17 protein-coding genes are annotated in these 20889 nt (G+C 67.2%); 5 read left to right on the top strand and 12 right to left on the bottom strand.

The annotated features are described in order from the left end of the window. Positions 1-96: 96 nt before the first annotated feature. Complete coding sequence (locus IBX53_RS01195) at positions 97-4935, top strand: NAD-glutamate dehydrogenase (protein WP_290904066.1); 4839 nt, start codon at positions 97-99, stop codon at positions 4933-4935. Between the two features lie 87 nt (positions 4936-5022). Here the strand turns inward: IBX53_RS01195 and mgtE are convergent, their stop codons facing one another. After that, on the bottom strand, positions 5023-6375 hold the full coding sequence (gene mgtE / locus IBX53_RS01190; protein ID WP_290904063.1) for a magnesium transporter: 1353 nt from the start codon (positions 6373-6375) through the stop codon (positions 5023-5025). A 178-nt stretch (positions 6376-6553) separates the two neighbouring features. Here mgtE and IBX53_RS01185 point away from each other — a divergent pair, with 178 nt between their 5' ends. Further along, positions 6554-7579, top strand: a complete 1026-nt coding sequence (locus tag IBX53_RS01185) for a quinone-dependent dihydroorotate dehydrogenase (protein ID WP_290904060.1) — start codon at positions 6554-6556, stop codon at positions 7577-7579. Positions 7580-7688: 109 nt separating this feature from the next. On the opposite strand, the gene rmf is transcribed toward IBX53_RS01185, so the two are convergent. Continuing rightward, positions 7689-7895, bottom strand: coding sequence for a ribosome modulation factor (rmf, locus tag IBX53_RS01180; protein WP_290904057.1), 207 nt, complete (start codon positions 7893-7895; stop codon positions 7689-7691). Between the two features lie 244 nt (positions 7896-8139). Between rmf and rlmKL the strand changes: the two genes are divergently transcribed. Together rlmKL and IBX53_RS01170 are read left to right on the top strand one after the other, a co-directional pair. Continuing rightward, the gene (rlmKL, locus tag IBX53_RS01175) at positions 8140-10344 is read left to right on the top strand and encodes a bifunctional 23S rRNA (guanine(2069)-N(7))-methyltransferase RlmK/23S rRNA (guanine(2445)-N(2))-methyltransferase RlmL (protein WP_290904054.1); all 2205 of its coding nucleotides are present in this window, start codon (positions 8140-8142) and stop codon (positions 10342-10344) included. 82 nt (positions 10345-10426) lie between these two features. Beyond that, positions 10427-10774: a glutaredoxin family protein gene (locus IBX53_RS01170; protein WP_290904051.1), complete on the top strand. Its 348-nt coding sequence runs from the start codon at positions 10427-10429 to the stop codon at positions 10772-10774. A 4-nt stretch (positions 10775-10778) separates the two neighbouring features. Here IBX53_RS01170 and IBX53_RS01165 read toward each other — a convergent pair whose 3' ends face one another. Next, complete coding sequence (locus IBX53_RS01165) at positions 10779-11060, bottom strand: hypothetical protein (protein WP_290904047.1); 282 nt, start codon at positions 11058-11060, stop codon at positions 10779-10781. Positions 11061-11153: 93 nt separating this feature from the next. On the opposite strand from IBX53_RS01165, the gene pdxB reads away from it, so the two are divergent. Next, the gene (gene pdxB, locus IBX53_RS01160; RefSeq protein WP_290904043.1) at positions 11154-12317 is read left to right on the top strand and encodes a 4-phosphoerythronate dehydrogenase PdxB; all 1164 of its coding nucleotides are present in this window, start codon (positions 11154-11156) and stop codon (positions 12315-12317) included. A 139-nt stretch (positions 12318-12456) separates the two neighbouring features. Here pdxB and htpX read toward each other — a convergent pair whose 3' ends face one another. The 9 genes from htpX to ispE form a co-directional block, all read right to left on the bottom strand. Next, positions 12457-13359 carry a protease HtpX gene (gene htpX / locus IBX53_RS01155; RefSeq protein ID WP_290904040.1) on the bottom strand — a complete coding sequence of 301 codons (903 nt, stop codon included), beginning with the start codon at positions 13357-13359 and terminating at the stop codon, positions 12457-12459. A 143-nt stretch (positions 13360-13502) separates the two neighbouring features. After that, positions 13503-14732 (bottom strand): pyridoxal phosphate-dependent aminotransferase, encoded by a 1230-nt coding sequence (locus IBX53_RS01150; protein ID WP_290904038.1) that lies wholly within the window; start codon positions 14730-14732, stop codon positions 13503-13505. Between the two features lie 42 nt (positions 14733-14774). Further along, positions 14775-15755: a ribosome biogenesis GTPase YlqF gene (ylqF, locus tag IBX53_RS01145; protein ID WP_290904035.1), complete on the bottom strand. Its 981-nt coding sequence runs from the start codon at positions 15753-15755 to the stop codon at positions 14775-14777. Positions 15756-15848: 93 nt separating this feature from the next. Then, positions 15849-16250 (bottom strand): peptide-methionine (R)-S-oxide reductase MsrB, encoded by a 402-nt coding sequence (gene msrB, locus IBX53_RS01140; RefSeq protein ID WP_290904032.1) that lies wholly within the window; start codon positions 16248-16250, stop codon positions 15849-15851. Positions 16251-16274: 24 nt separating this feature from the next. Next, positions 16275-17366: a redox-regulated ATPase YchF gene (gene ychF, locus IBX53_RS01135; RefSeq protein ID WP_290904029.1), complete on the bottom strand. Its 1092-nt coding sequence runs from the start codon at positions 17364-17366 to the stop codon at positions 16275-16277. A gap of 100 nt (positions 17367-17466) precedes the next feature. Continuing rightward, a complete protein-coding gene (pth, locus tag IBX53_RS01130) occupies positions 17467-18054 on the bottom strand; it encodes an aminoacyl-tRNA hydrolase (protein ID WP_290904025.1) in 588 nt (195 codons plus the stop codon). Between the two features lie 177 nt (positions 18055-18231). Next, complete coding sequence (locus IBX53_RS01125) at positions 18232-18888, bottom strand: 50S ribosomal protein L25/general stress protein Ctc (protein WP_290904022.1); 657 nt, start codon at positions 18886-18888, stop codon at positions 18232-18234. A gap of 127 nt (positions 18889-19015) precedes the next feature. Beyond that, the gene (locus tag IBX53_RS01120; protein WP_290904020.1) at positions 19016-19957 is read right to left on the bottom strand and encodes a ribose-phosphate pyrophosphokinase; all 942 of its coding nucleotides are present in this window, start codon (positions 19955-19957) and stop codon (positions 19016-19018) included. A gap of 65 nt (positions 19958-20022) precedes the next feature. Next, entirely contained in the window at positions 20023-20886 is an 864-nt protein-coding gene (gene ispE, locus IBX53_RS01115; protein ID WP_290904017.1) for a 4-(cytidine 5'-diphospho)-2-C-methyl-D-erythritol kinase, read from the bottom strand. Positions 20887-20889 lie beyond the last annotated feature (3 nt).

Genomic DNA, 20889 nt, shown 5'->3' with positions numbered 1-20889 from the left:
CCGGAGAGTCACGTAAGCTGACCGCTGGGCGCCCTTTGCGGGCGCCATGGTGAATACTTCCCGGTCGCAGCCGCGGCCCAGGTCACGAGGTGATGGATGCAGCATGTTGCGAACAAAGACGCCAGACAGGACTTTCTCAAGCAACTCTCCGAGCGATTGAGCGCGCGGCTGGATGACAGGAAGGCGGCGGAAGTGGAGGCCTTCGCCCAGTATTTCTACGCCACGGTGCCCTTCGACGACCTCGAGGATCGACGCCTTGACGACCTCTACGGGGCGACACTATCGGTCTGGCACTTTCTGCAGGAGTTCGATCCGACCCACCCCAAGGTGCGCGTCTTCAACCCGGATTTCGAGGAGCATGGCTGGCAGTCGCCCCACACCTTCGTGGCGGTGCTGCACGAGGACATGCCCTTCCTGGTTGACTCGGTACGCATCGAGCTCAACCGTCGCGGCATCACCGTGCATGCTATCCACAATGCCGTGCTCGCGACGGAACGCGACGGCAAGGATCGGCTGAAGCGGGTCGCGTCTCCCCGCGACCCCGCCGCCCCGAGCGGGCGTGAGTCGCTGATCGTCATCGAGATCGATCGCCATTCCGACCCGGGTATCCTGGCGGAGCTGCAGACCAGCCTGCACGAGGTGCTGGTCGATGTGCGCACCGCTGTCACCGACTTCGAGCCCATGCGCGAGCAGGTGAGGCTCGCTCTGGAAGGCTTGCGTGCCGGCTGCCCGCCCCAGACCGACCCGGAGGATCATCGGGAGGCCATCGACTTCCTCGAGTGGTTGCTGCATGACAACTTCACCTTCCTGGGCTATGACGCCTATGAGGTCTCCCAGAAGGGCGGCAAGCAGCAGCTCGCCAAGGCCAAGGGCAGCGAACTGGGGGTGTTCCGCCTCGACCAGCCGCGCTATCGCGAGCGCATCCGCACCGAGCTTGGTGTCGAGAACGGTGAGTTCGTGCTGGTACCGGAGCTGCTGTCGTTCGCCAAGAGCGCCCACCATGCCCGGGTACACCGTCCCACCTATCCCGACTACATTTCCGTCGATCGCTACGACGAACAGGGCAACCTGATCGGCGAGCATCGCTTCCTGGGCCTGTTCACCGCCACCGTCTACAACGAGTCACCGCGCAACGTGCCGATCCTGCGCCGCAAGCTCAAGGCGGTGATGGAGATCGCCGGCTTCAATCCCAAGGGCCACAACGGCAAGCAGCTGCTGCAGATCCTCGAGGTCTATCCCCGTGATGACCTCTTCCAGATCGATACTAATGAACTGGCCGAGACTGCACTGGGGATCCTCAGCATCCGTGAGCGCCGCCGGGTGCGGCTGTTCATCCGGGAGGACCGCCCCGGGCGCTTCTACTCCTGCCTGGCCTACATCCCGCGCGACGTCTTCTCCACCGAGCTGCGCGTGCGCATCCAGAACCTGCTCTGCGAAGAGCTCGATGCCACCTTCGGCGATTTCAATACCTATCTCTCCGAGTCGGTGCTGGCGCGCATCCAGTTCATCCTGCGCTTCCAGGGCGACCACCCCGTGGCGTATGACGTCAGGCGGCTCGAGGCCAAGGTGGCCCAGCTGGCCCGCAACTGGCGCGACGACCTGCAGGCCGCCAGCATCGAGGGCTTCGGCGAGGAGCAGGCCAATCGCCTGATGGATCGGTTCCGCGATGCCTTCCCGGCCAGCTACCGTGACGACTTCAACGCACGCATGGCGGTCTACGACCTGCAGCATATCGGCGACCTGGACCAGGGCGCGCCGCTCTCGCTGTCGCTCTACCGGCTGGTGGAGGAGGAGGGCAGCGGGGTCAACCTCAAGCTGTTCCATCGCGAGGTCCCCATCCCGCTCTCCGACGTGCTGCCGATGATGGAGAACCTCGGCCTGCGGGTGATCGGCGAGCGCCCCTACGAGATCGAGGCCACCGATACCAGCTACTGGATCCACGACTTCGACCTGGAGCACCACACCAGCGTCGAGGTGAACCTGCAGGAGATGCGCGAACCCTTCATCGAGGCGTTCCAGCGCATCTGGGCCGGGGAAGCGGACAACGACGGTTTCAACCGGTTGATCATCGGCGCCAACCTGACCTGGCGCGAGGTGGCCATGCTGCGGGCCTATGCCCGCTACCTGAAGCAGATCCGCTTCGGCGTGTCCCAGGAGTACATGGCCAATACCCTCACCAGCCATCCGGAGATCACCCGCGAGCTGGTGACCCTGTTCGAGCTGCGCTTCGACCCCGAGGAGCGTCCCGCCGAGGGCGAGGTGACGGCGTGCCTCGAGCGCATCCAGCGCCTCCTCGACGACGTGGCCAGCCTCAACGACGACCAGCTGCTGCGCCGCTACGTGGAGCTGATCCAGGCCACCCTGCGCACCAACTACTACCAGACCCGCGAGGATGGCCAGCCCAAGGACTACATGGCCTTCAAGCTGGAGCCGTCGAAGGTCACCGGCATGCCCAAGCCAAGGCCGGTCTTCGAGATCTTCGTCTCTTCGCCGCGGTTCGAGGGCGTTCACCTGCGCGGTGGCAAGGTGGCCCGCGGCGGCCTGCGCTGGTCCGACCGCCAGGAGGACTACCGCACCGAGGTGCTTGGCCTGGTCAAGGCCCAGCAGGTCAAGAATGCGGTGATCGTGCCGGTGGGCGCCAAGGGTGGCTTCGTCTGCAAGCGCCTGCCCGAGGGTGACCGCGAGGCCTTCCAGCGAGAGGGGATCGAGTGCTACAAGACCTTCATCCGCGCGCTGCTCGACGTCACCGACAACCTCGTGGGCGGCGAACTCATCCCGCCGAGGGCGGTGGTGCGCCACGACGAGGATGACCCCTACCTGGTGGTGGCGGCGGACAAGGGCACCGCCACCTTCTCCGATATTGCCAACGAGATCTCCGCCGAGTACGGCCACTGGCTGGGTGATGCCTTCGCCTCCGGTGGGGCCAATGGCTATGACCACAAGAAGATGGGCATCACCGCCAAGGGGGCCTGGGAGTCGGTCAAGCGCCACTTCCGCAACCTGGGCGTGAATACCCAGGAGGACGAGTTCAGCGTCGTGGGTATCGGCGACATGGGCGGCGATGTCTTCGGTAACGGCATGCTGCTCTCCGACAGGATCCGCCTGGTGGGGGCCTTCAACCACCTGCACATCTTCGTCGACCCCACGCCCGACGCCGCGACCACCTTCGCCGAGCGGCAGCGCCTGTTCGAGATGCCGCGCTCCACCTGGGAGGACTTCGACGCTGCACTGATCTCCGAGGGCGGCGGGGTATTCAAGCGCAGCGCCAAGTCGATTCCGATCTCGGCGCAGATGAAGAGCGTCTTCGGTATCGAGGAGAGCAAGCTCTCCCCCAATGAGCTGATTCGCGCCATGCTCAAGTCCGAGGTAGACCTGATCTGGAACGGCGGCATCGGGACCTACGTCAAGGGCAGCGAGGAAAGCGACGCCCAGGTGGGCGACAAGGCCAACGATGCCCTGCGCATCGACGGCCGCGAACTCAACTGCCGGGTGGTGGGCGAGGGCGGCAACCTCGGCTTCACCCAGCGCGGCCGCATGGAGGCAGCGGCCCGGGGCGTGCGTGTCAACACCGACTTCATCGACAACGCCGGCGGGGTCAACTGCTCCGACCATGAGGTCAATATCAAGATCCTCATCGACGAGGTGGTCAAGCGCGGTGACATGACCGACAAGCAGCGCAACCGGCTGCTCGCCGAGATGACCGGCGAGATCTCCGACCTGGTGCTGATCGGCAACTATCGCCAGACCCAGGCGCTGGACCTGGCCGAGATTCTCTCGCGGGGAGGGATCGGTCCCTTCCGCCGCTTCATCAGCGAGCTGGAGGCCGCCGGGCAGCTCGACCGCGAACTGGAGTTCCTGCCGGTCGACGAGGTCCTCGAGGAGCGTGCCGCCAACCAGCAGGGCATGCTGCTGCCGGAGCTCTCGGTGCTGATCTCCTATGCCAAGAGCGTGCTCAAGGGCGACCTGATCGCCTCCGACGTGCCCGATGATCCGGTCATCGAGCGACACGTGGAGCGGATCTTCCCGGGCGTGCTGGTGGAGCGCTATCGTGATGAGATGTATGAGCACCGCCTCAAGCGCGAGATCGTGGCCACCCAGGTGGCCAACGACCTGGTCGACCACATGGGGATCGTCTTCGCGCGTCGGTTGATCGACGCCACCGGCGCGGGCCGCGCCGAGATCGCCCGGGCCTACGTGATCGCTCGCGAGGTGTTCCATCTCGGCACCCTGTGGCAGCAGATCGAGGCGCTGGACAACCGCGTGCCCAGCGCCGTGCAGTACGGCATGATGCTCGACCTGATGCGCCTGATCCGCCGCGCGACCCGCTGGTTCCTGCGTGCCCGGGTGGGGATGGACACCCGCGACACCATCGAGTACTTCGCCCCGCGTCTGGCCCAGATCCAGGAGGGTATCGGCAAGCGCCTGCGCGGCGAGGAGCTCGAGGCCTGGGAGGCGCGCCGCGGCGAGCTGATCGAGGCCGGGGTACCCGAGGCACTGGCCGGGGCCTCGGCGGCGGCCGCCAGCCTCTATGCGGGGCTCGGGATCATCCAGGCGGCCCGCCAGGCCAACGAGAAGCCCCAGCGGGTGTCCGAGGTGTACTACGAGATCGGTGACCGGCTTGAGCTGCCGTGGCTGATCGGCCAGATCACCGCGCTCAAGGTGCGCGACAGCTGGCAGGCCCAGGCCCGCGACACCTTCCGCGATGACGTCGACCGCCAGCAGTTGGCGCTTACCGTCAGCGTGCTGCGCATGGAGGGTGGCGCCCGCGAGGCCGGCGAGCGCGTCGACCAGTGGCTGGAGCTGCACGCCGGCATGCACAGTCGCTGGTGCAAGCTGCTCGAGCAGGTGGGCAGCGGTGTACAGGGCGGCTTCCCGCAGTTTGCCGTGGCTGTGAGAGAGCTGGTGGACCTGGCGGAGAGCAGCCAGGAGACCTGATCCCGCCCCTGGCCTCCCGCAACGACGAACCCCGCCGATTGGCGGGGTTCGTCGTCTGCGGGCGGGTGACCGCGCTCACGGGGTCGGTCAGAGCAGGAAGAAGGTGGCCATGCCCAGGAATGCCATGAAGCCGACCACGTCGGTGACGGTGGTCAGCACCACCGACCCCGACAGTGCCGGGTCGATGCCGACGCGCTTGAGCAGCAGCGGGATGACGATGCCGGCGATGCCGGCGGCCAGCATGTTGATCACCAGGGCGGCGGCGATGATGGCACCGATGGCCACGTTGCCGAACCACACCACTGCCAGAACCGCCACCACCAGCGACCAGACCACGCCGTTGAGCGCGGCGATCCCCACCTCCTTGCGCAGCAGCCAGCTGCTGTTGGTGCGGCTGATCTGCCCCAGCGCCATACCGCGGATGGCGAGTGTCAGGGTCTGACTGCCGGCGATGCCGCCCATGCTGGCCACGATGGGCATCAGCACCGCCAGGGCGACGATCTTGTCCAGGGCGTCCTCGAAGCGTCCGATCACCCAGGCGGCCAGGAAGGCGGTGACCAGATTGATGCCCAGCCACACGGCGCGGCGCTTGGCGCTGGAAAAGATCGGGGCGAACAGATCCTCCTCCTCGTCCAGGCCGGCCATGCTCATCAGCGCCTGGTCCGAGTCCTCGCGGATGACGTCGACGATGTCGTCGATGACGATGCGTCCAAGCAACAGGCCGGACTCGTCCACCACCGGCGCGGAGACCAGGTCGTGGGTCTGGAACAGTGTGGCCACGTCCCGGGACTTCATGTCGACGCGGATACTGTCGACCTCCTGGTCCATCAGGTCGGCAACCGCCATCTCCGGGTCGTGGCTGACCAGGCGGGCGATGGGCAGCACGCCGACGAAGCGGGCGTCCCGGTCCACCACCATCAGCTGATGGGTGTTGTCCGGCACGGACTCCTTCCAGCGCAGGAAGCGTGCCACCGTTTCCAGGCTGACGTCGGCGCGCACTGCGATGGTATCCAGCCGCATCAGTCGCCCGGCGCTGTCCTCGTCGAAGGCCAGTGTCTCCTCGAGACGCGTGCGCTGCAGGGCGTCCATGGAGCGCAGCATGTCTTCGGCGACCTGTTGGGGCAGGTCCTCGAAGATCTCCGCCAGGTCGGTGGTGTCCAGGGCGGCGGCGGCGGCCACGATCTCCTCGTGGTCCATGTCCTCGAGCAGGGTGCCACGCACCTCGTCGTGGACGTGCAGCAGCACCTCGCCGTCGACCTCGGCAGGAACGCGCTGCCACAGCCGGACCCGGGCCGCCGGTGGCAGCGACTCCAGCATCAGGGCGATCTCGGCGGGCTCCAGATCGGCGATGACGGCATCGACGGCGTCCAGCTGCTCTTCGCCCATGGCGCGATGGATCCGCGACAGACGGTCCTCTAGGGTTTCGGTGGTATCGGCCATCATGGATCTCCCTGGCAGCTTGGCGGCGTGGTCCGTTCGGGTCACGCATTCCGTCTCTTCATCTGCCCACAGTAGATCACAGATTCGGCGTCGCCTGTCTCACCGGGACGTCGTTTCCCGCGGGAGGCGCTGCTATACTCTTGCCCGCTCTTGACCCCCGCCCGTCCCCGGAGGTGCCATGTATTCGCTTGCCCGTTCGCTTCTCTTTCGTCTCGATGCCGAGACCGCCCACGGCGTCGCGCTCAAGGGGCTCGACCTGGCCGGCCGTCTGGGCCTGGCAGGGCGCCTGGGGGGTGGGCGCGTGGAAGACCCGGTGGAGCTCATGGGGCTGCGTTTTCCCAACCGGGTGGGCCTGGCGGCAGGGCTCGACAAGAACGCCGATCACCTCGACGCCCTGGGAGCGCTGGGTTTCGGCTTCGTCGAGGTGGGCACCGTGACCCCGCAGCCCCAGCCGGGCAATCCGCGGCCACGGATGTTCCGTCTGCCCGAGGCCGGCGCCATCATCAACCGCATGGGCTTCAACAACGCCGGCGTCGACCACCTGGTCGAGAGGGTCAAGGCGAGCCGCTATGATGGCGTGATTGGTATCAACATCGGCAAGAATCTGACCACCCCGGTGGACAAGGCGGTGGACGATTACCTCGCTTGTCTCGGCAAGGTGCATGCCCACGCCCACTACATCACCGTGAATATCTCCTCCCCCAACACCCCGGGACTTCGCAATCTGCAGTTCGGCGAGCAGCTCGACGGGCTGCTCTCGGCGCTGCGCGAGGAGGGGAGTCGCCTCGACCGCGACGGCGGCCGTCGGGTGCCGCTGGCGGTGAAGATCGCCCCGGACATGGACGCCGAGGAGGTCGGCCTGGTGGCGCGCTGCCTGGCAGCCAATGGTATCGACGCGGTGATCGCCACCAACACCACGGTCTCCCGTGAGGCGGTGGTGGGCCTGCCCGGCGCAGAGGAGGTCGGCGGGCTGTCCGGCCGACCTGTGCTCGAGGCCTCCAATGCGGTGATTCGCGAACTGCGCCGCCAGCTGCCCGAGATGGCGATCATCGGCGTGGGGGGGATCGACAGCGCCGAGACGGCGCTCGCCAAGCGCGAGGCCGGTGCCGACCTGGTGCAGCTCTATTCGGGCTTCATCTATCGTGGCCCGGCGCTGGTGGGCGAGTGCGCCCGGGCCCTGAAGGCACAGGCCGTACAGCGCTGATGTGGCGAGAAATGCAAGAAGCCCGTGGGCTTGCCACGGGCTCTATAAAGTCAAGAGTTTATTAAAGTGGGTGCGAACCTGAAATGTGCGAACCTGTAATGGTAGGGGCTCACATCACCATGGGGTTCTTGTGGATGCCGGAGACTCCCGTCATGCCGGACCACTGGTCCCCTCGACCCTCACGCCAACCGCTCATCCAGTATTCGCGAAGATTGACGTCCTGGCTCGGACAATCATCGCGAGAGCGACCCGAAACACCTGCCTTGTAGCCATGAATATAGGAACGCTGGAAGCGATCACGTTTCTGTCGTTTCATTGGACTACCTCTTGATAAGGTATCGATCTGGCAGGCTCGAGCACAAGGCCCGGGCCACACCTAAACTTGTCACGAGCTTCTCGGTTGAATATCGAGCCCGTTGACAGAAAACGCATGCGTGTTTCAGTAGCTACTGGGTTATTGATAGCCCACTTCGATCGGGCTTGTCGACCCCCGATTTGTAACAACCCGTTCACCTGTCTGACACGGTGGCCCCAAGAATCTGCCAAGCGGTATCGACGCGATGACATCCCCACGACACGACGCCACGCTGGATCTCCTGGCCACCTGCCCCCAGGGGCTGGAGCTGCTGCTGTCCGAAGAACTCGCCGCCCTGGGCGCCGAGCCCGGCAAGACCACGGTGGGCGGTTTGAACCTGCGGACCGATCTGGCTGGCGCCTACCGTGCCTGCCTGTGGTCGCGGCTGGCCAACCGGGTGGTGCTCTGCCTGGCCCGCGACGAGGGCATCGAGACCCCCGAGCAGCTGCGTGCCGCCGTGGCCGCCATCGACTGGTCGCGGCATCTGGCGCCGGGAGCGACGCTGGCGGTGGACTTCCATGGCCGCTCCGAAGCGATCCGCCACACACGCTTCGGCGCCCAGACGGTCAAGGACGGCGTGGTCGATCGCCTGCAGGCCGCAGGGTTGGCGCGCCCCGATGTCGATCTCAAGACACCCGATCTGCGCCTCTATGCCCACCTGCACCGCGGGCGCTTGATCGTGGGCGTGGACCTCTCCGGCGACAGCCTGCACCGCCGCGGCTATCGCCGCGACGTGGGCCATGCGCCGCTCAAGGAGAACCTGGCGGCGGCACTGCTGGTGCGGGCCGGCTGGCCGGCGCTGGCCCGTGAGGGGGCGCCGCTGGTGGACCCGCTGTGCGGTGCCGGCACCCTGCTGATCGAGGCGGCGATGATGGCCGCCGACGTGGCCCCGGGGCTGGCTCGTGAGCGCTTCGGCTTCCACGGCTGGGCGGGCCACGACGAGACGATCTGGCGCGAAGTGAAACGCGAGGCAGAGGCGCGGGCGAGCATAGGCCGCAAGCGCTGCCGCTCGCACTTTCACGGCATCGACCAGAGCCCCGCGGCGCTGGCCGCGGCCAGGGCCAACGCCATGCGCGCCGGCATCCCGGCGCTGATCACGCTCACCGGCGGGGGGCTGGCCGAGCTGTCGCGTCCCGCGGGGCTGGACGTTGAACCTACGGGCCTGGTGATCACCAACCCGCCCTACGGCGAACGGCTCGGTGAGCTGCCGGAGCTGGTCGGCCTATATGCCCAGCTGGGCGAGCGGGTGCGGGCGGCCTTTCCCGGCTGGCGTCTGGCGGTCTTCACCGGCAATCCGGACCTCGGTCACCGCATCGGCCTGCGCGCCCACAAGCAGTACGCCCTGCGCAATGGCCCGCTCGAGGCCAAGCTGCTGCTGATGGAGGTGCCCGAGGTGGATGCGGAGGGCTCGCGGGAGTCCGGTGCCCCGCGTCGCTCCGAAGGGGCCCAGATGTTCGCCAACCGCCTGGAGAAGAACCGCAAGCGGCTCAAGAAGTGGCTCAAGCAGAGCGGCGAGCGCTGCTATCGACTGTATGACGCCGACATGCCGGAGTACGCCCTGGCCATCGATGTCTACGGTGAGCGGGTCCACGTGCAGGAGTATGCCGCCCCACGCACCATTGATGCCGGCCAGGCCCAGAAGCGCCTCTTCGAGGCGCTGGCGGTGATCCCCGAGGTGCTCGAGGTCGACCCGACCCGGGTGGTGGTCAAGCGCCGCGAGCGCCAGAGCGGTAGCGCCCAGTATCAGAAACAGGGGGCCAGCGGCGAGCGCTTCGAGGTACCCGAGGGACGCGCCAGGCTGTGGGTCAACCTGCGGGACTATCTGGACACCGGCCTGTTCCTGGACCACCGCCCGGTGCGCCGGATGCTGGGCGAGATGGCGCCGGGCAAGCGCTTCCTCAACCTCTTCTGCTATACCGCCACCGCCACCGTGCAGGCGGCGCTGGGGCCGCGCGGCGCCGAGGGGATCGCCGGTGCCAGCGACAGCGTCAGCGTGGATCTCTCCAACACTTACCTGGAGTGGGCGCGGGACAACTTCGCCCTCAACGGCCTCGACCCCAGCCGCCATCGGGTGGTGCGCGACGACTGCCTGCGCTGGCTTCAGACCGCCGGGGCCGAATTCGACCTGATCTTCATGGACCCACCCACCTTCTCCAACTCCAAGAAGATGGCGGGGACCCTCGACGTGCAGCGCGACCACGGGCGCCTGGTGCGCCTGGCCATGGCCCGCCTGGCGCCCGGCGGCACCCTGGTGTTCTCCAACAACCAGCGTCGCTTCAAGCTGGATGCCGATCTGGCCGAGCACTATGCGGTGGAGGAGATCTCGGCGAAGACCTTCGACCCGGATTTCAAGCGTAATCCCGAGCTGCACCACGTCTTCCTGATTCGCCACCGGGAGGAAGCGGCATGAGACCTTCGACCCGCTTTTTATTTTCCACGCGCAACCCGGAGCTGCATCACGTCTTTCTGATTCGTCACCGGGAGGCGCGCGCATGATCCGGCTGACGCTCTACACCACCCTGGGCTGCCACCTCTGCCAGCAGCTCGAGGGACTGCTGGGCCACCTCAGCCGCGAGCCGGTGGCCCTGGACCGGGTCGAGGTCAGCGATGACGAGGCCCTGATGGCGCGCTACGGGGTACGCATCCCGGTGCTGGCGGATACCGAGGGGCAGGAGTTGGACCGCGGCTTCGATGCGCCGCGGCTGGCGGCCTGGCTGGCCGAGCGGGGCTGGCTGGATGAAGCGGCATGGGAGGCCCTGCGTTGCCAGCGGGAGGGCGAGGAGGCCCCCCGCGAGGTGCGCGGGGCCGAGATGCGCGACGGGCGACGCTACCTGGGCTAGCGCCCTACAGGGCGTCCAGCAGCGACAGCTGGCTGACCGCCTGTCGTCCCTCGGGACTGTTGTCCTCCACCTCCATCACCTTGCGAAAGCTACGGGAGGCCTGGATGGTAGCCTCGTCGGCCAGCCACATCAGCGCCTGGTCATGGTCGTCGGCCAACTGGTGCTTTAGGCCCCCGAACTGGGTCCCGATCTGTCCCCAGGCGCGGCTGAAGATCCAGTCGCCGAACATGTCCTGGTGGATGTGTACCAGCACATAGTCATGGTCGGTTTCCCAGCGGACGATCATCAAGGCTCCTGACGCGCAGCGTATCCCCGCGTTGGCGGGGGAGTGGTAGGTTGGTAGGTATTGTAATCGCCAGAGAAACGGGAACAAGAGACCATGCGAATCCTTGTCGATGCCGATGTGCCCGCCGCCGAGTCCTGTTTCGGTGCCCTGGGCGAGGTGGTGCGTCTACCCGGACGCCAGATCGATGCCGCGACGCTGCGCGACGTCGATGCCCTGGTGGTGCGCTCCATCACCCGGGTCGATGCGGCACTGCTCACCGAGGCCCGACGGCTGCGCTTCGTCGGCACCTGCACCATCGGCACCGACCATGTCGATCTCGCGGCGTTGGCAGAACGCGGCATCGCCTTCGCCAGCGCCCCGGGCTGCAACGCCGAGGCGGTGGTGGACTACGTGCTGGGCAGCCTGGCGACCCTGGCCGAGCGCCAGGGCTGGCGGCTTGCCGAACGGCGAGTGGGGGTGGTGGGCGCCGGCAATGTGGGGGGGCGCCTGCTGGGCCGCCTCGTCGCCATGGGGATCGACTGCCTGGCCTGCGACCCGCCCAGGGTCGCGGCAGAGAGCGCCGCGGGGCAATCTCTGCCCGGCTTCGTCGACCTGGAGACGCTGATCGACGAGTGCGACGTGCTCTGTCTGCACACCCCCCTGGTGCGCGAGGGGCCCCATGCCACCCATCACCTGCTGGGGGCCGAGGTCATCGCCGAGCTGGCGCCGGGCACAGTGCTGCTCAATGCCGGCCGCGGCGACTGCGTGGATGGCCAGGCCTTGCGTCAGCGTCTGGCTGGAGAGGGCGATATCAGCGCGGTGCTCGACGTCTGGGAGCACGAGCCGGCCATCGACGGCGCCCTGCGGGATCTCGCCGAGATCGCCACGCCGCATATCGCCGGCCACAGCCTGGACGGCAAGCGACGCGGCACCCATATGGTCTACCGGGCGCTGTGTCGGGAACTCGGCCTGTCTGCCCGGGTGGGCCTCGATGAGCTGCTGCCGCCGCCGCCCCTGCGCCGCCTGGAACTCGGCGCGGGCCTCGCCACCGATGAGGCGCTACGGCTCTGCCTGCGGGCCGTCCATGACGTGCGCCGCGACCACGACAGCCTGCTGCGCGAGAGCCGCCGCCAGGGCATGGCGAAAGGCTTCGACGCCTGCCGGGCGGGCTACCCCCTGCGCCGCGAGTTCGCCACCCTGGAGGTGGCCCTGACGGAGGCGGACGAAGAACTGGCCGTGCTGCTGGCCGGGGCGGGCTTTCGCGTAATCCGAGGCTGAGCTCATCGCGTTCGCCCCTTTGATGCCCAGACGCAAGCGGGCCCGCCATTGGCGGGCCCGCTTGCGTTACGGTTGGGAAGAACGCTGCTGCTGATTGCGATGTCTGCCGGCAGGTCGCTTCCTTGAGCGCGGCTCGCCGTTACTGTCGATAGGCCGCTTCCTTGAGCGCCCGGATGCGATCGTCCAGGGGCGGATGGCTGGCGAACAGGCGCTCCATCAGCGAGCGGGTCTGGCCCTTGGTGATGGCCATGGCGCGCAGGGTATCCGGCATCTGGTCGGGCATCTCGGTCTCGCCCTTGAGACGAGCCAGGGCGTTGATCATGGCGCCGGAACCGGCGAGCCTGGCACCGGCGGCGTCGGCGCGGTATTCGCGGAAACGCGAGAACCAGGCGACGATGGCCGAGGCGATGATGCCGAACACGATCTCGGCGACGATCACCACGGCGAAGTACCCCATGAAGCCGAGCCCCGCGCCGTCGCTGCGGCTCTTGAGAAAGCCGTCGACCAGGTGGGCGACCACCCGGGCGAAGAACATCACGAAGGTGTTCACCACCCCCTGGATCAGCGCCAGGGTCACCATGTCGCCGTTGGCCACGTGGCCGATCTCGTGGGCGAGCACCGCGCGCACCTCCTCGGGGCGCATGCGGTTGAGCAGTCCGGCGGAGACCGCCACCAGGGCGTCGTTGCGGTTCCAGCCGGTGGCGAAGGCGTTGGACTGCTGGGCGGGGAAGATGCCCACCTCGGGCGTCTTGATGCCGGCATCGCGGGAGAGCTCTTCCACGGTGTCGAGCAGCCACTTCTCGGTGGCATTGCTGGGCGTCTCGATGATCACGGTGCCGGTGCTGCGCTTGGCCATCCACTTGGAGATGAACAGCGACACCATGGAGCCGGCCATGCCGAAGATGAAGCAGAAGATCAGCAGGCTGTTGAAGTTGATGCCCTGGGCGGTCAGGTAGGGCTCGACGCCCAGCAGGCGCAGGGTGATGCTGGCGACGATGATGACGCCCAGGTTGGTGCCCAGGAAGAGCAGGATTCTCATCATGTTGCGGGGTCTCCAGTCGTTATCGGGGAAAGAGTCATCAAGGGGTCAGTGCCGCGCCGGGGCGCGGCGTCAAGAAGCTTTGGCTTAGATACGGCCGGGGCGGGTGGGTTTCAAGCACTCGCAACACCCGTCCGGCGAGGCGTTTACTGGCGGTAGCGTGACAGGAAGCGGGCGAACCGATCCAGGGCGTCGCCGAGCTGGTCGGCCCAGGGCAGGGTGACGATGCGCACGTGGTCCGGGTCCGGCCAGTTGAAGGCGGTGCCTTGGACCAGCAGGATCTTCTCCTGCAGCAGCAGGTCGAGCACCAGCTGCTGGTCGTCATGGATGTTGAACACCTCGGGGTCGAGCCGCGGGAAGGCGTAGAGCGCCCCCCTGGGCTTGACGCAGCTCACCCCCGGGATGGCGTTGAGCCTCTCGAAGGTGATGTCGCGCTGGGCCAGCAGGCGCCCGCCCGGCAGGATCAGGTCGTTGATCGACTGGTAGCCGCCCAGCGCCGTCTGGATGGCGTGCTGGGCCGGCACGTTGGCGCACAGGCGCATGGAGGCCAGCATGGTCAGCCCCTGGATGAAGTCCGCGGCGCGCTGCATGGCGATATGGCCCGAGAGGATCATCCAGCCTGAGCGGAAGCCGGCGCAGCGGTAGCTCTTGGAGAGCCCGTTCATGGTCACCACCAGCTGGTCGTCGCCTGCCAGGGCCCCGGTGGAGACGTGCTCGACGTCGTCGTAGAGGATCTTGTCGTAAATCTCGTCGGAGAACACCACCAGGTCGTGCTGGCGGGCGATCTCCAGCAACTCGCGGATCACCGCCGGCGGGTAGACGGCGCCGGTGGGGTTGTTGGGGTTGATGATCACGATGGCCCGGGTGTGGGCGGTCACCTTGGCGCGGATATCGTCGAGGTCCGGCGCCCAGTCGGCCTGCTCGTCGCACAGGTAGTGAACGGCGTGGCCGCCGGAGAGGTTGGCGGCGGCGGTCCACAGCGGGTAGTCGGGGGCAGGGATCAGCACCTCGTCGCCGTCGTTGAGCAGTGCCTGCATCGCCATCACGATCAGCTCGGAGACGCCGTTGCCGATGTAGATGTCCTCGATGCCGACATTGGGTATGTGCTTGCGCTGGCACTCCTGCATGATCGCCTTGCGCGCCGAGTAGAGCCCCTTGGAATCGCAGTAACCCTGGGCGGTGGGCAGGTTGCGCATGACGTCCTGGAGGATCTCCTCCGGCGCCTCGAAACCGAACGGGGCGGGGTTGCCGATGTTCAGCTTGAGGATTCGCTGGCCCTCCTCTTCCAGCCGCTTGGCATGGTCGAGCACCGGGCCGCGGATGTCGTAGCAGACGTTGTGCAGCTTGTGCGATTTCCGGATCGGGGTGGTGTCCATGTCGTTCGGTGTCCAGTGTCCAGGGCGGCGGGCGAGGGGTGATTATGCGGTGTCGTCGCTGCCGGCGTCATCCTCGGCGGGCGACGGCGCCAACTCTGCCTCCGGAATGGGGTCGGGCGGGATGTCCGCCGGGGTCTCCAGGGTCAGCCGGCCGAGCTTGCCGTCGCGCAGTTCGTGGAGCAATACCTCGGCGCCGCGGTGGAGATCCACCTCGCCGCCGGGGCGCAGGCCGCCGCGGCGGGCGGCGATCTCGGCCAGGATGGCGTGGCCATCGAAGCCGGCCAGCGCCAGCAGGTCCACGCGCACCGGGCCATCGGCCTCGACCCGCACCGACTCGGGGTTGGCCGTGTAGCTCGGCAGGGCCTCGAGCCGGTAGCGCGCGGTGAGCGCCTCGGGATAGCGGCGGGCCAGCTCGGCGGCGGTGACCACCGCCACGTCCACGTAGTCGATGGCGGTATCCCGGATGGCGCCGCTGGCGGCGAGGCGGTAGGCGCTGGCCTGGTCCTCGATCTTCGGCCACAGCACGCCGGGGGTGTCGATCAGCGCCACGCGCCCGTCGATGCGCACCTTCTGCTGGCGCTTGGTCACCGCGGGCTCGTTGCCTGTCTTTGCGATGCTTCTGCCGGCCAGGCCGTTGATCAGGGTCGACTTGCCGACGTTGGGGATGCCCATCACCATCACCCGCACATCGCGGTCGGCGCGCACCGCCCCGGCCAGTTCATGGCACAGCCTGGGGATGCGCTTGAGCTCCCGGGCGTTGGTGGTGGTCACGGCCAGGGCGCGCATGTCGGGCTGCGCATCGAAGAAGGTCACCCATTCGGCAGTGCGCGCCGGGTCGGCCAGGTCGGCGCGCGACAGCAGCTTGAGCACCGGCTTGTGGCGGGTCAGCACGGCGAGCATGGGATTGGCGCTGGAGTAGGGCAGGCGGGCGTCGAGCACCTCGATCACCACGTCGATCTCCGGCAGCGCCTCGGTGATCTGGCGCCTCGCCTTGTTCATGTGTCCCGGAAACCAGCCGAGCATGGGGGCCTCACTTGAATCAGCCAAAAGAACGGCCGCTCATCTTACCAGATGGGCGGCCGTGGCAGGACAGACGCCGGGTGACTCGACGGCGTGCTATTCCCCGGCGTGAAAGTCGATGGCCACCGAGTTGATGCAGTAGCGCAACCCGGTGGTGTCCGGCGGACCGTCGGGGAAGACGTGACCCAGGTGAGCGTCGCAGTGGGCGCAGACCACCTCGGTACGCTGCATCCCATGGGAGCCGTCCTGTCGCTCCTCGACGTGGTGCTGGCCCAGCGGGCGGTCGAAGCTCGGCCAGCCGCAGCCGGCGTCGAACTTGTGCTCGTTCTCGAACAGCGGGGCGTTGCAGCAGATGCAGTGGTAGATGCCGTGCTCGTCGCTGACCCGGTAGTTGCCGCTGAAGGGCGGTTCGGTGCCCCGCTCACGGGTGACCCGGTACTGCTCGGGGGTCAGCTGCTGGCGCCATTCGGTCTCGTGCTTGACGATCTTCTTGCGCATGGCCTCCCTCCTCCTGGTTCTGCCTCACACGTTGAAGCGGAAGTGGATCACGTCACCATCCTGAACGATATACTCCTTGCCCTCCAGGCGCCACTTGCCGGCGTCCTTCGCGCCCTGCTCGCCGCCCAGACCTACGAAATCGTCATAGGCGATGACCTCGGCGCGAATGAAGCCCTTCTGGAAGTCGGTGTGGATCACCCCGGCGGCCTCGGGGGCGGTGGCGCCCACCTTGACGGTCCAGGCACGCACCTCCTTCACCCCGGCGGTGAAGTAGGTCTGCAGGCCCAGTAGCGCGTAGCCGGCACGGATCACCCGGTCGAGCCCCGGCTCCTCCATGCCCATCTCGTCGAGGAACATGGCGCGTTCCTCATCGTCCAGCTCGGCGATCTCCGCCTCGAGTTGGTTGCACACCGGCACCACCACGGCGCCCTCGGCCTCGGCGATCTCGCGCACCACGTCCAGGTAGGGGTTGGCCTCGAAGCCATCCTCGTTGACGTTGGCGATGTACATGGTGGGCTTCAGGGTCAGGAAGCCGAAGCCCTTCAGGGCCTTCTCGTCGTCGGCATCCAGGCCGAAGCTCCTCAGCGGCAGGCCCTCGGCCAGGTGTGGCTCGATACGCTCGAGAATCGCCTTGGTGGCGATCGCCTCCTTGTCGCCGCCCTTGGCGACCCGCACAAGGCGCTGGATGGCGCGCTCCACGGTGTCCAGGTCGGCCAGGGCCAGCTCCATGTTGATGATCTCGATATCGGCCCGAGGATCCACCTGGTTGGCGACATGGATGACGTTGTCGTTGTCGAAGCAGCGCACCACGTGGGCGATGGCCTGGGTCTCGCGGATATTGGCCAGGAACTTGTTGCCCAGCCCCTCGCCCTTGGAGGCGCCCGCCACGAGTCCGGCGATATCGACGAACTCCATGGTGGTGGGCAGCACCTTCTGCGGCTTGACGATCTCGGCCAGGGCATCGAGGCGTGGGTCGGGCATCGGCACGATGCCGACGTTGGGCTCGATGGTACAGAAGGGGAAGTTCTCGGCGTCGATGCCGGACTTGGTGAGGGCGTTGAAGAGGGTCGACTTGCCGACGTTGGGCAGGCCGACGATACCGCAGTTGAAACCCATGGAGTCATCCTGGAAAGAGAGGTCGGGAGTAACGATCAATGATGGCGCCATTCTACCGATAAGCGGGCCATCGGGCACTCGGCCATCAGACACATGGCAATCAGGCGCCCTTGAAGCTGTGCAGGCGGTTCATGGCGCGGGCCCAGTCGCCGGAGAGCGCCTGGGGCAGGGTGGCCAGGCACTCGTCGATGGCGTCCTCGATGGCGGCGTGTTCGGCCTTGCCTGGGCGGCCCAGCACGTAGTGGGTGACCTGTTTCGCATCGCCCGGATGCCCGATGCCGAGTCGTAGGCGGTGGAAGCCACGCTCGTTGCCCAGGGCGCTGATGATGTCGCGCAGCCCGTTGTGGCCGCCGTGGCCGCCGCCTGTCTTGTAGCGGGCGGTGCCGGGGTCGAGGTCGAGCTCGTCGTGGGCCACCAGCAACTCGTTGGGGGCGAGCTTGTAAAACTGGCAGAGGGCAGCCACGGCGCCACCGCTGCGGTTCATGAAGGTCGTCGGGTTGAGCAGGTGGACGTCCTGGCCCTCGATCTGGCCTCGGGCATAGAGGCCCAGGAACTTGCGGTCGGGACGCAGTTCTGCGCCTGTGCGACGCGCGACCGCCTCCACCAGCCAGGCGCCGGCATTGTGACGGGTGGCCTCATAGTCGGCGCCGGGATTGCCCAGCCCGATGATCGCTCTGACCTGACTCATGGGGGTTGCCTCCAAAAAATCATCTGGAATGATTTTTGACGTCGCGTTAGCGGCGGTCCGCAGGATGGCCGCCAGGGAGGGGCGGCCACAAAAAAAATCAAGCGCCGGGGCGCTTGATCGTAACCGGAAGGGGCCGTGCCGCGCACGGCCCCGGACGGTAGGAAGGACGGGTGAGGATTACTCCTCGTCGCCCTGCTTGCCTTCCTCGCCTTCCTCGCCCCCGGCGGCTTCGTCATCAGCACCGCCACCGCTGACCTTGGCCTTGGTGACGCTCAGGATGGCGTTGTCGTGGTCCTCGCCGTGGGTCAGATCGACCAGAGTCACGCCGGCCGGTATCTTGAGGTCGGACAGGTGAAGGGTGGTGCCCAGCTCGACCTCGGAGATGTCCACTTCGAGGTAGTCAGGCAGGTCCTTGGGCAGGCAGCTGACCTGGATCTCGTTGGCCAGCACGTGCAGCTCGCCGTCGTTATCCTTGATGTCCCGGTTGTTCTCTTCGCCCACCACGTGCAGCGGCACGTTGATGGTGATCTCGTGGGTGGCATCCACGCGCAGGAAATCGGCGTGGGTGATCAGCGGCTTGAAGGGGTGACGCTGCATGTCACGCACCACCACCTGCTCGCTCTTGCCGTCAATGACCAGGTTGATCACCGAGGAGAAGAAGGACTCGCTCTCGACGGCCTTGTAGAAGGCGGCCTTCTCGATGGAGATCGGCTGGGGAGCCTGCTCACCGCCGTAGACGATGGCCGGCACCTGGAGGTTCGCACGACGCAGGCGGCGGCTCGCACCTTTCCCCAGGTCGTTACGAACGCTGGCGCTAAGGGTAAAATCAGACATGGTATTGCCTCTTCAGTAGAGTAAGGAAGGCACCGCGGCCCGCGACCTGACCGTGACGCTTCCAGTTGCCCCGCAGGGCCCTTTCCGGCGCCCGTTCCCGCGTGTCCCGTGCGTATGGCGCGGTGACTCAGTGGAACATGGCGCTGACGGATTCTTCGTTGCTCACCCGACGGATCGCCTCGGCGATCAGGCCGGCCACGCTGAGCTGGCGGATATGGCCGCAGCGCCGCGCGCTGTCGGAGAGCGGAATGGTATCGGTGACCACTACCTCGTCGAGCACCGAGCCGACGATGTTGTCCACCGCGGGTCCCGAGAGGATCGGGTGGGTGGCGTAGGCCACGACTCGCAAGGCGCCGTGCTGCTTGAGGGCCTCGCCGGCCTTGCACAGGGTGCCGGCGGTGTCGATCATGTCGTCGACCACCACGCAGTTGCGCCCTTCGATCTCGCCGATGATGTGCATCACCTGGGCCTGGTTGGCCGAGGGGCGACGCTTGTCGATGATGGCGAGATCGGCGTTGAGCTGCTTGGCGATGGCCCGGGCGCGGACCACGCCGCCCACGTCGGGGGAGACCACCACCAGGTTCTCGTAGTTCTGTCGCTCGATGTCGTCGAGCAGGATCGGCGAGCCGTAGACGTTGTCCACCGGCACGTCGAAGAAGCCCTGGATCTGATCGGCGTGGAGGTCCATGGTCATCACCCGGTCGACGCCGGCCTTGACCAGCACGTCGGCGACGATCTTGGCGGAGATAGGCACGCGGGCGGAGCGCACCCGACGATCCTGACGCGCATAGCCGAAATAAGGCACCACGGCGGTGATCCGGTGCGCGGAGGCACGACGCAGGGCGTCCACCATCAGCACCAGTTCCATCAGATTGTCGTTGGTCGGCGCACAGGTGGACTGCAGGACGAAGACGTCCTTGCCCCGCACGTTCTCGTTGATCTCGACCGCGATCTCGCCGTCGCTGAACTGGCCGACCGTGGCGTTGCCCATGCGGGTGTCCAGACTCTCGGCGATCTTTCGGGCGAGTTCGGGATTGGCGTTTCCGGCGAAAACCATCAATTTTGACACGCGCAGCCACCTATGCAGGGTTGGGTCATCGGGTGTCGAGAGGGGCACCACCGCCCGGGCGGGGCTCATCGACCCAGAACATCATGGAGGGGGGAGCGGTTCAGGCCGCGGGCCTTGAAGGCCTGCCAGCGTCCGGCGATCTCTCCGAGCAGCTGGTCGGCTTCGGTCTCGCTGGCCAGGCGGGCAAAGACGCAGGCGCCGGTGCCGGTCAGCAGGGCCGGTGCCCTCGCCGACAGCCAGTCGAGCGCCTCTGCCACGGGTGGGTAGAGGGCCCTGACCGTGGCCTCGCAGTCGTTGCGCCAGCTTGACGCTCCCCTCTGAAGAGCGCGCGCCATGGTAATCGGGGGGGTATCGCGTGTCAATTCGTCGGCCCCGAACACCGCCGGGGTGGAGACCGCCACGCCGGGGTGGATTACCACGAACCAGGGCGTGTCGAGATCCACCGGGGTGAGGCGTTCGCCGATACCCTCTCCCCAGGCGGCATGGCCGCGCACGAACACCGGCACGTCGGCGCCCAGCACAAGGCCGAGCTCCGCCAGGCGCTCGAGGGAGAGGCCCAGGCCCCAGAGGGCATCGAGGCCGAGCAGGGCGGTGGCGGCATCAGAGCTGCCGCCGCCCAGCCCGCCGCCCAGCGGCAGGCGCTTCTCCAGGTGGATCTCGGCGCCCAGCCGGCAGTCGCTCTCGGCCTGCAGCAGGCGGGCGGCGCGCCGGATCAGGTTCTCCTCCCGGGCCACCCCGGGAATCTCGGGGGTCAGGCGGATCTCGCCATCCTCGCGGCGGCGCAGGCGCAGGGTGTCGCCATGGTCGAGGAACTGGAACAGGGTCTGCAGCTCGTGATAGCCGTCCGGGCGGCGCCCGATGATATGCAGCAGGCGGTTGAGCTTGGCCGGGGCCGGCAGCACCAGGGTCTCGGCAGGGGTGGCGGTCATGGC

Origin of the sequence: Halomonas sp., from assembly GCF_014859505.1 — a bacterium.
GTDB lineage: Bacteria > Pseudomonadota > Gammaproteobacteria > Pseudomonadales > Halomonadaceae > Halomonas.
Note: the sequence above shows the minus strand (reverse complement) of the source record. Positions and strands in the feature narration are given on the sequence as shown.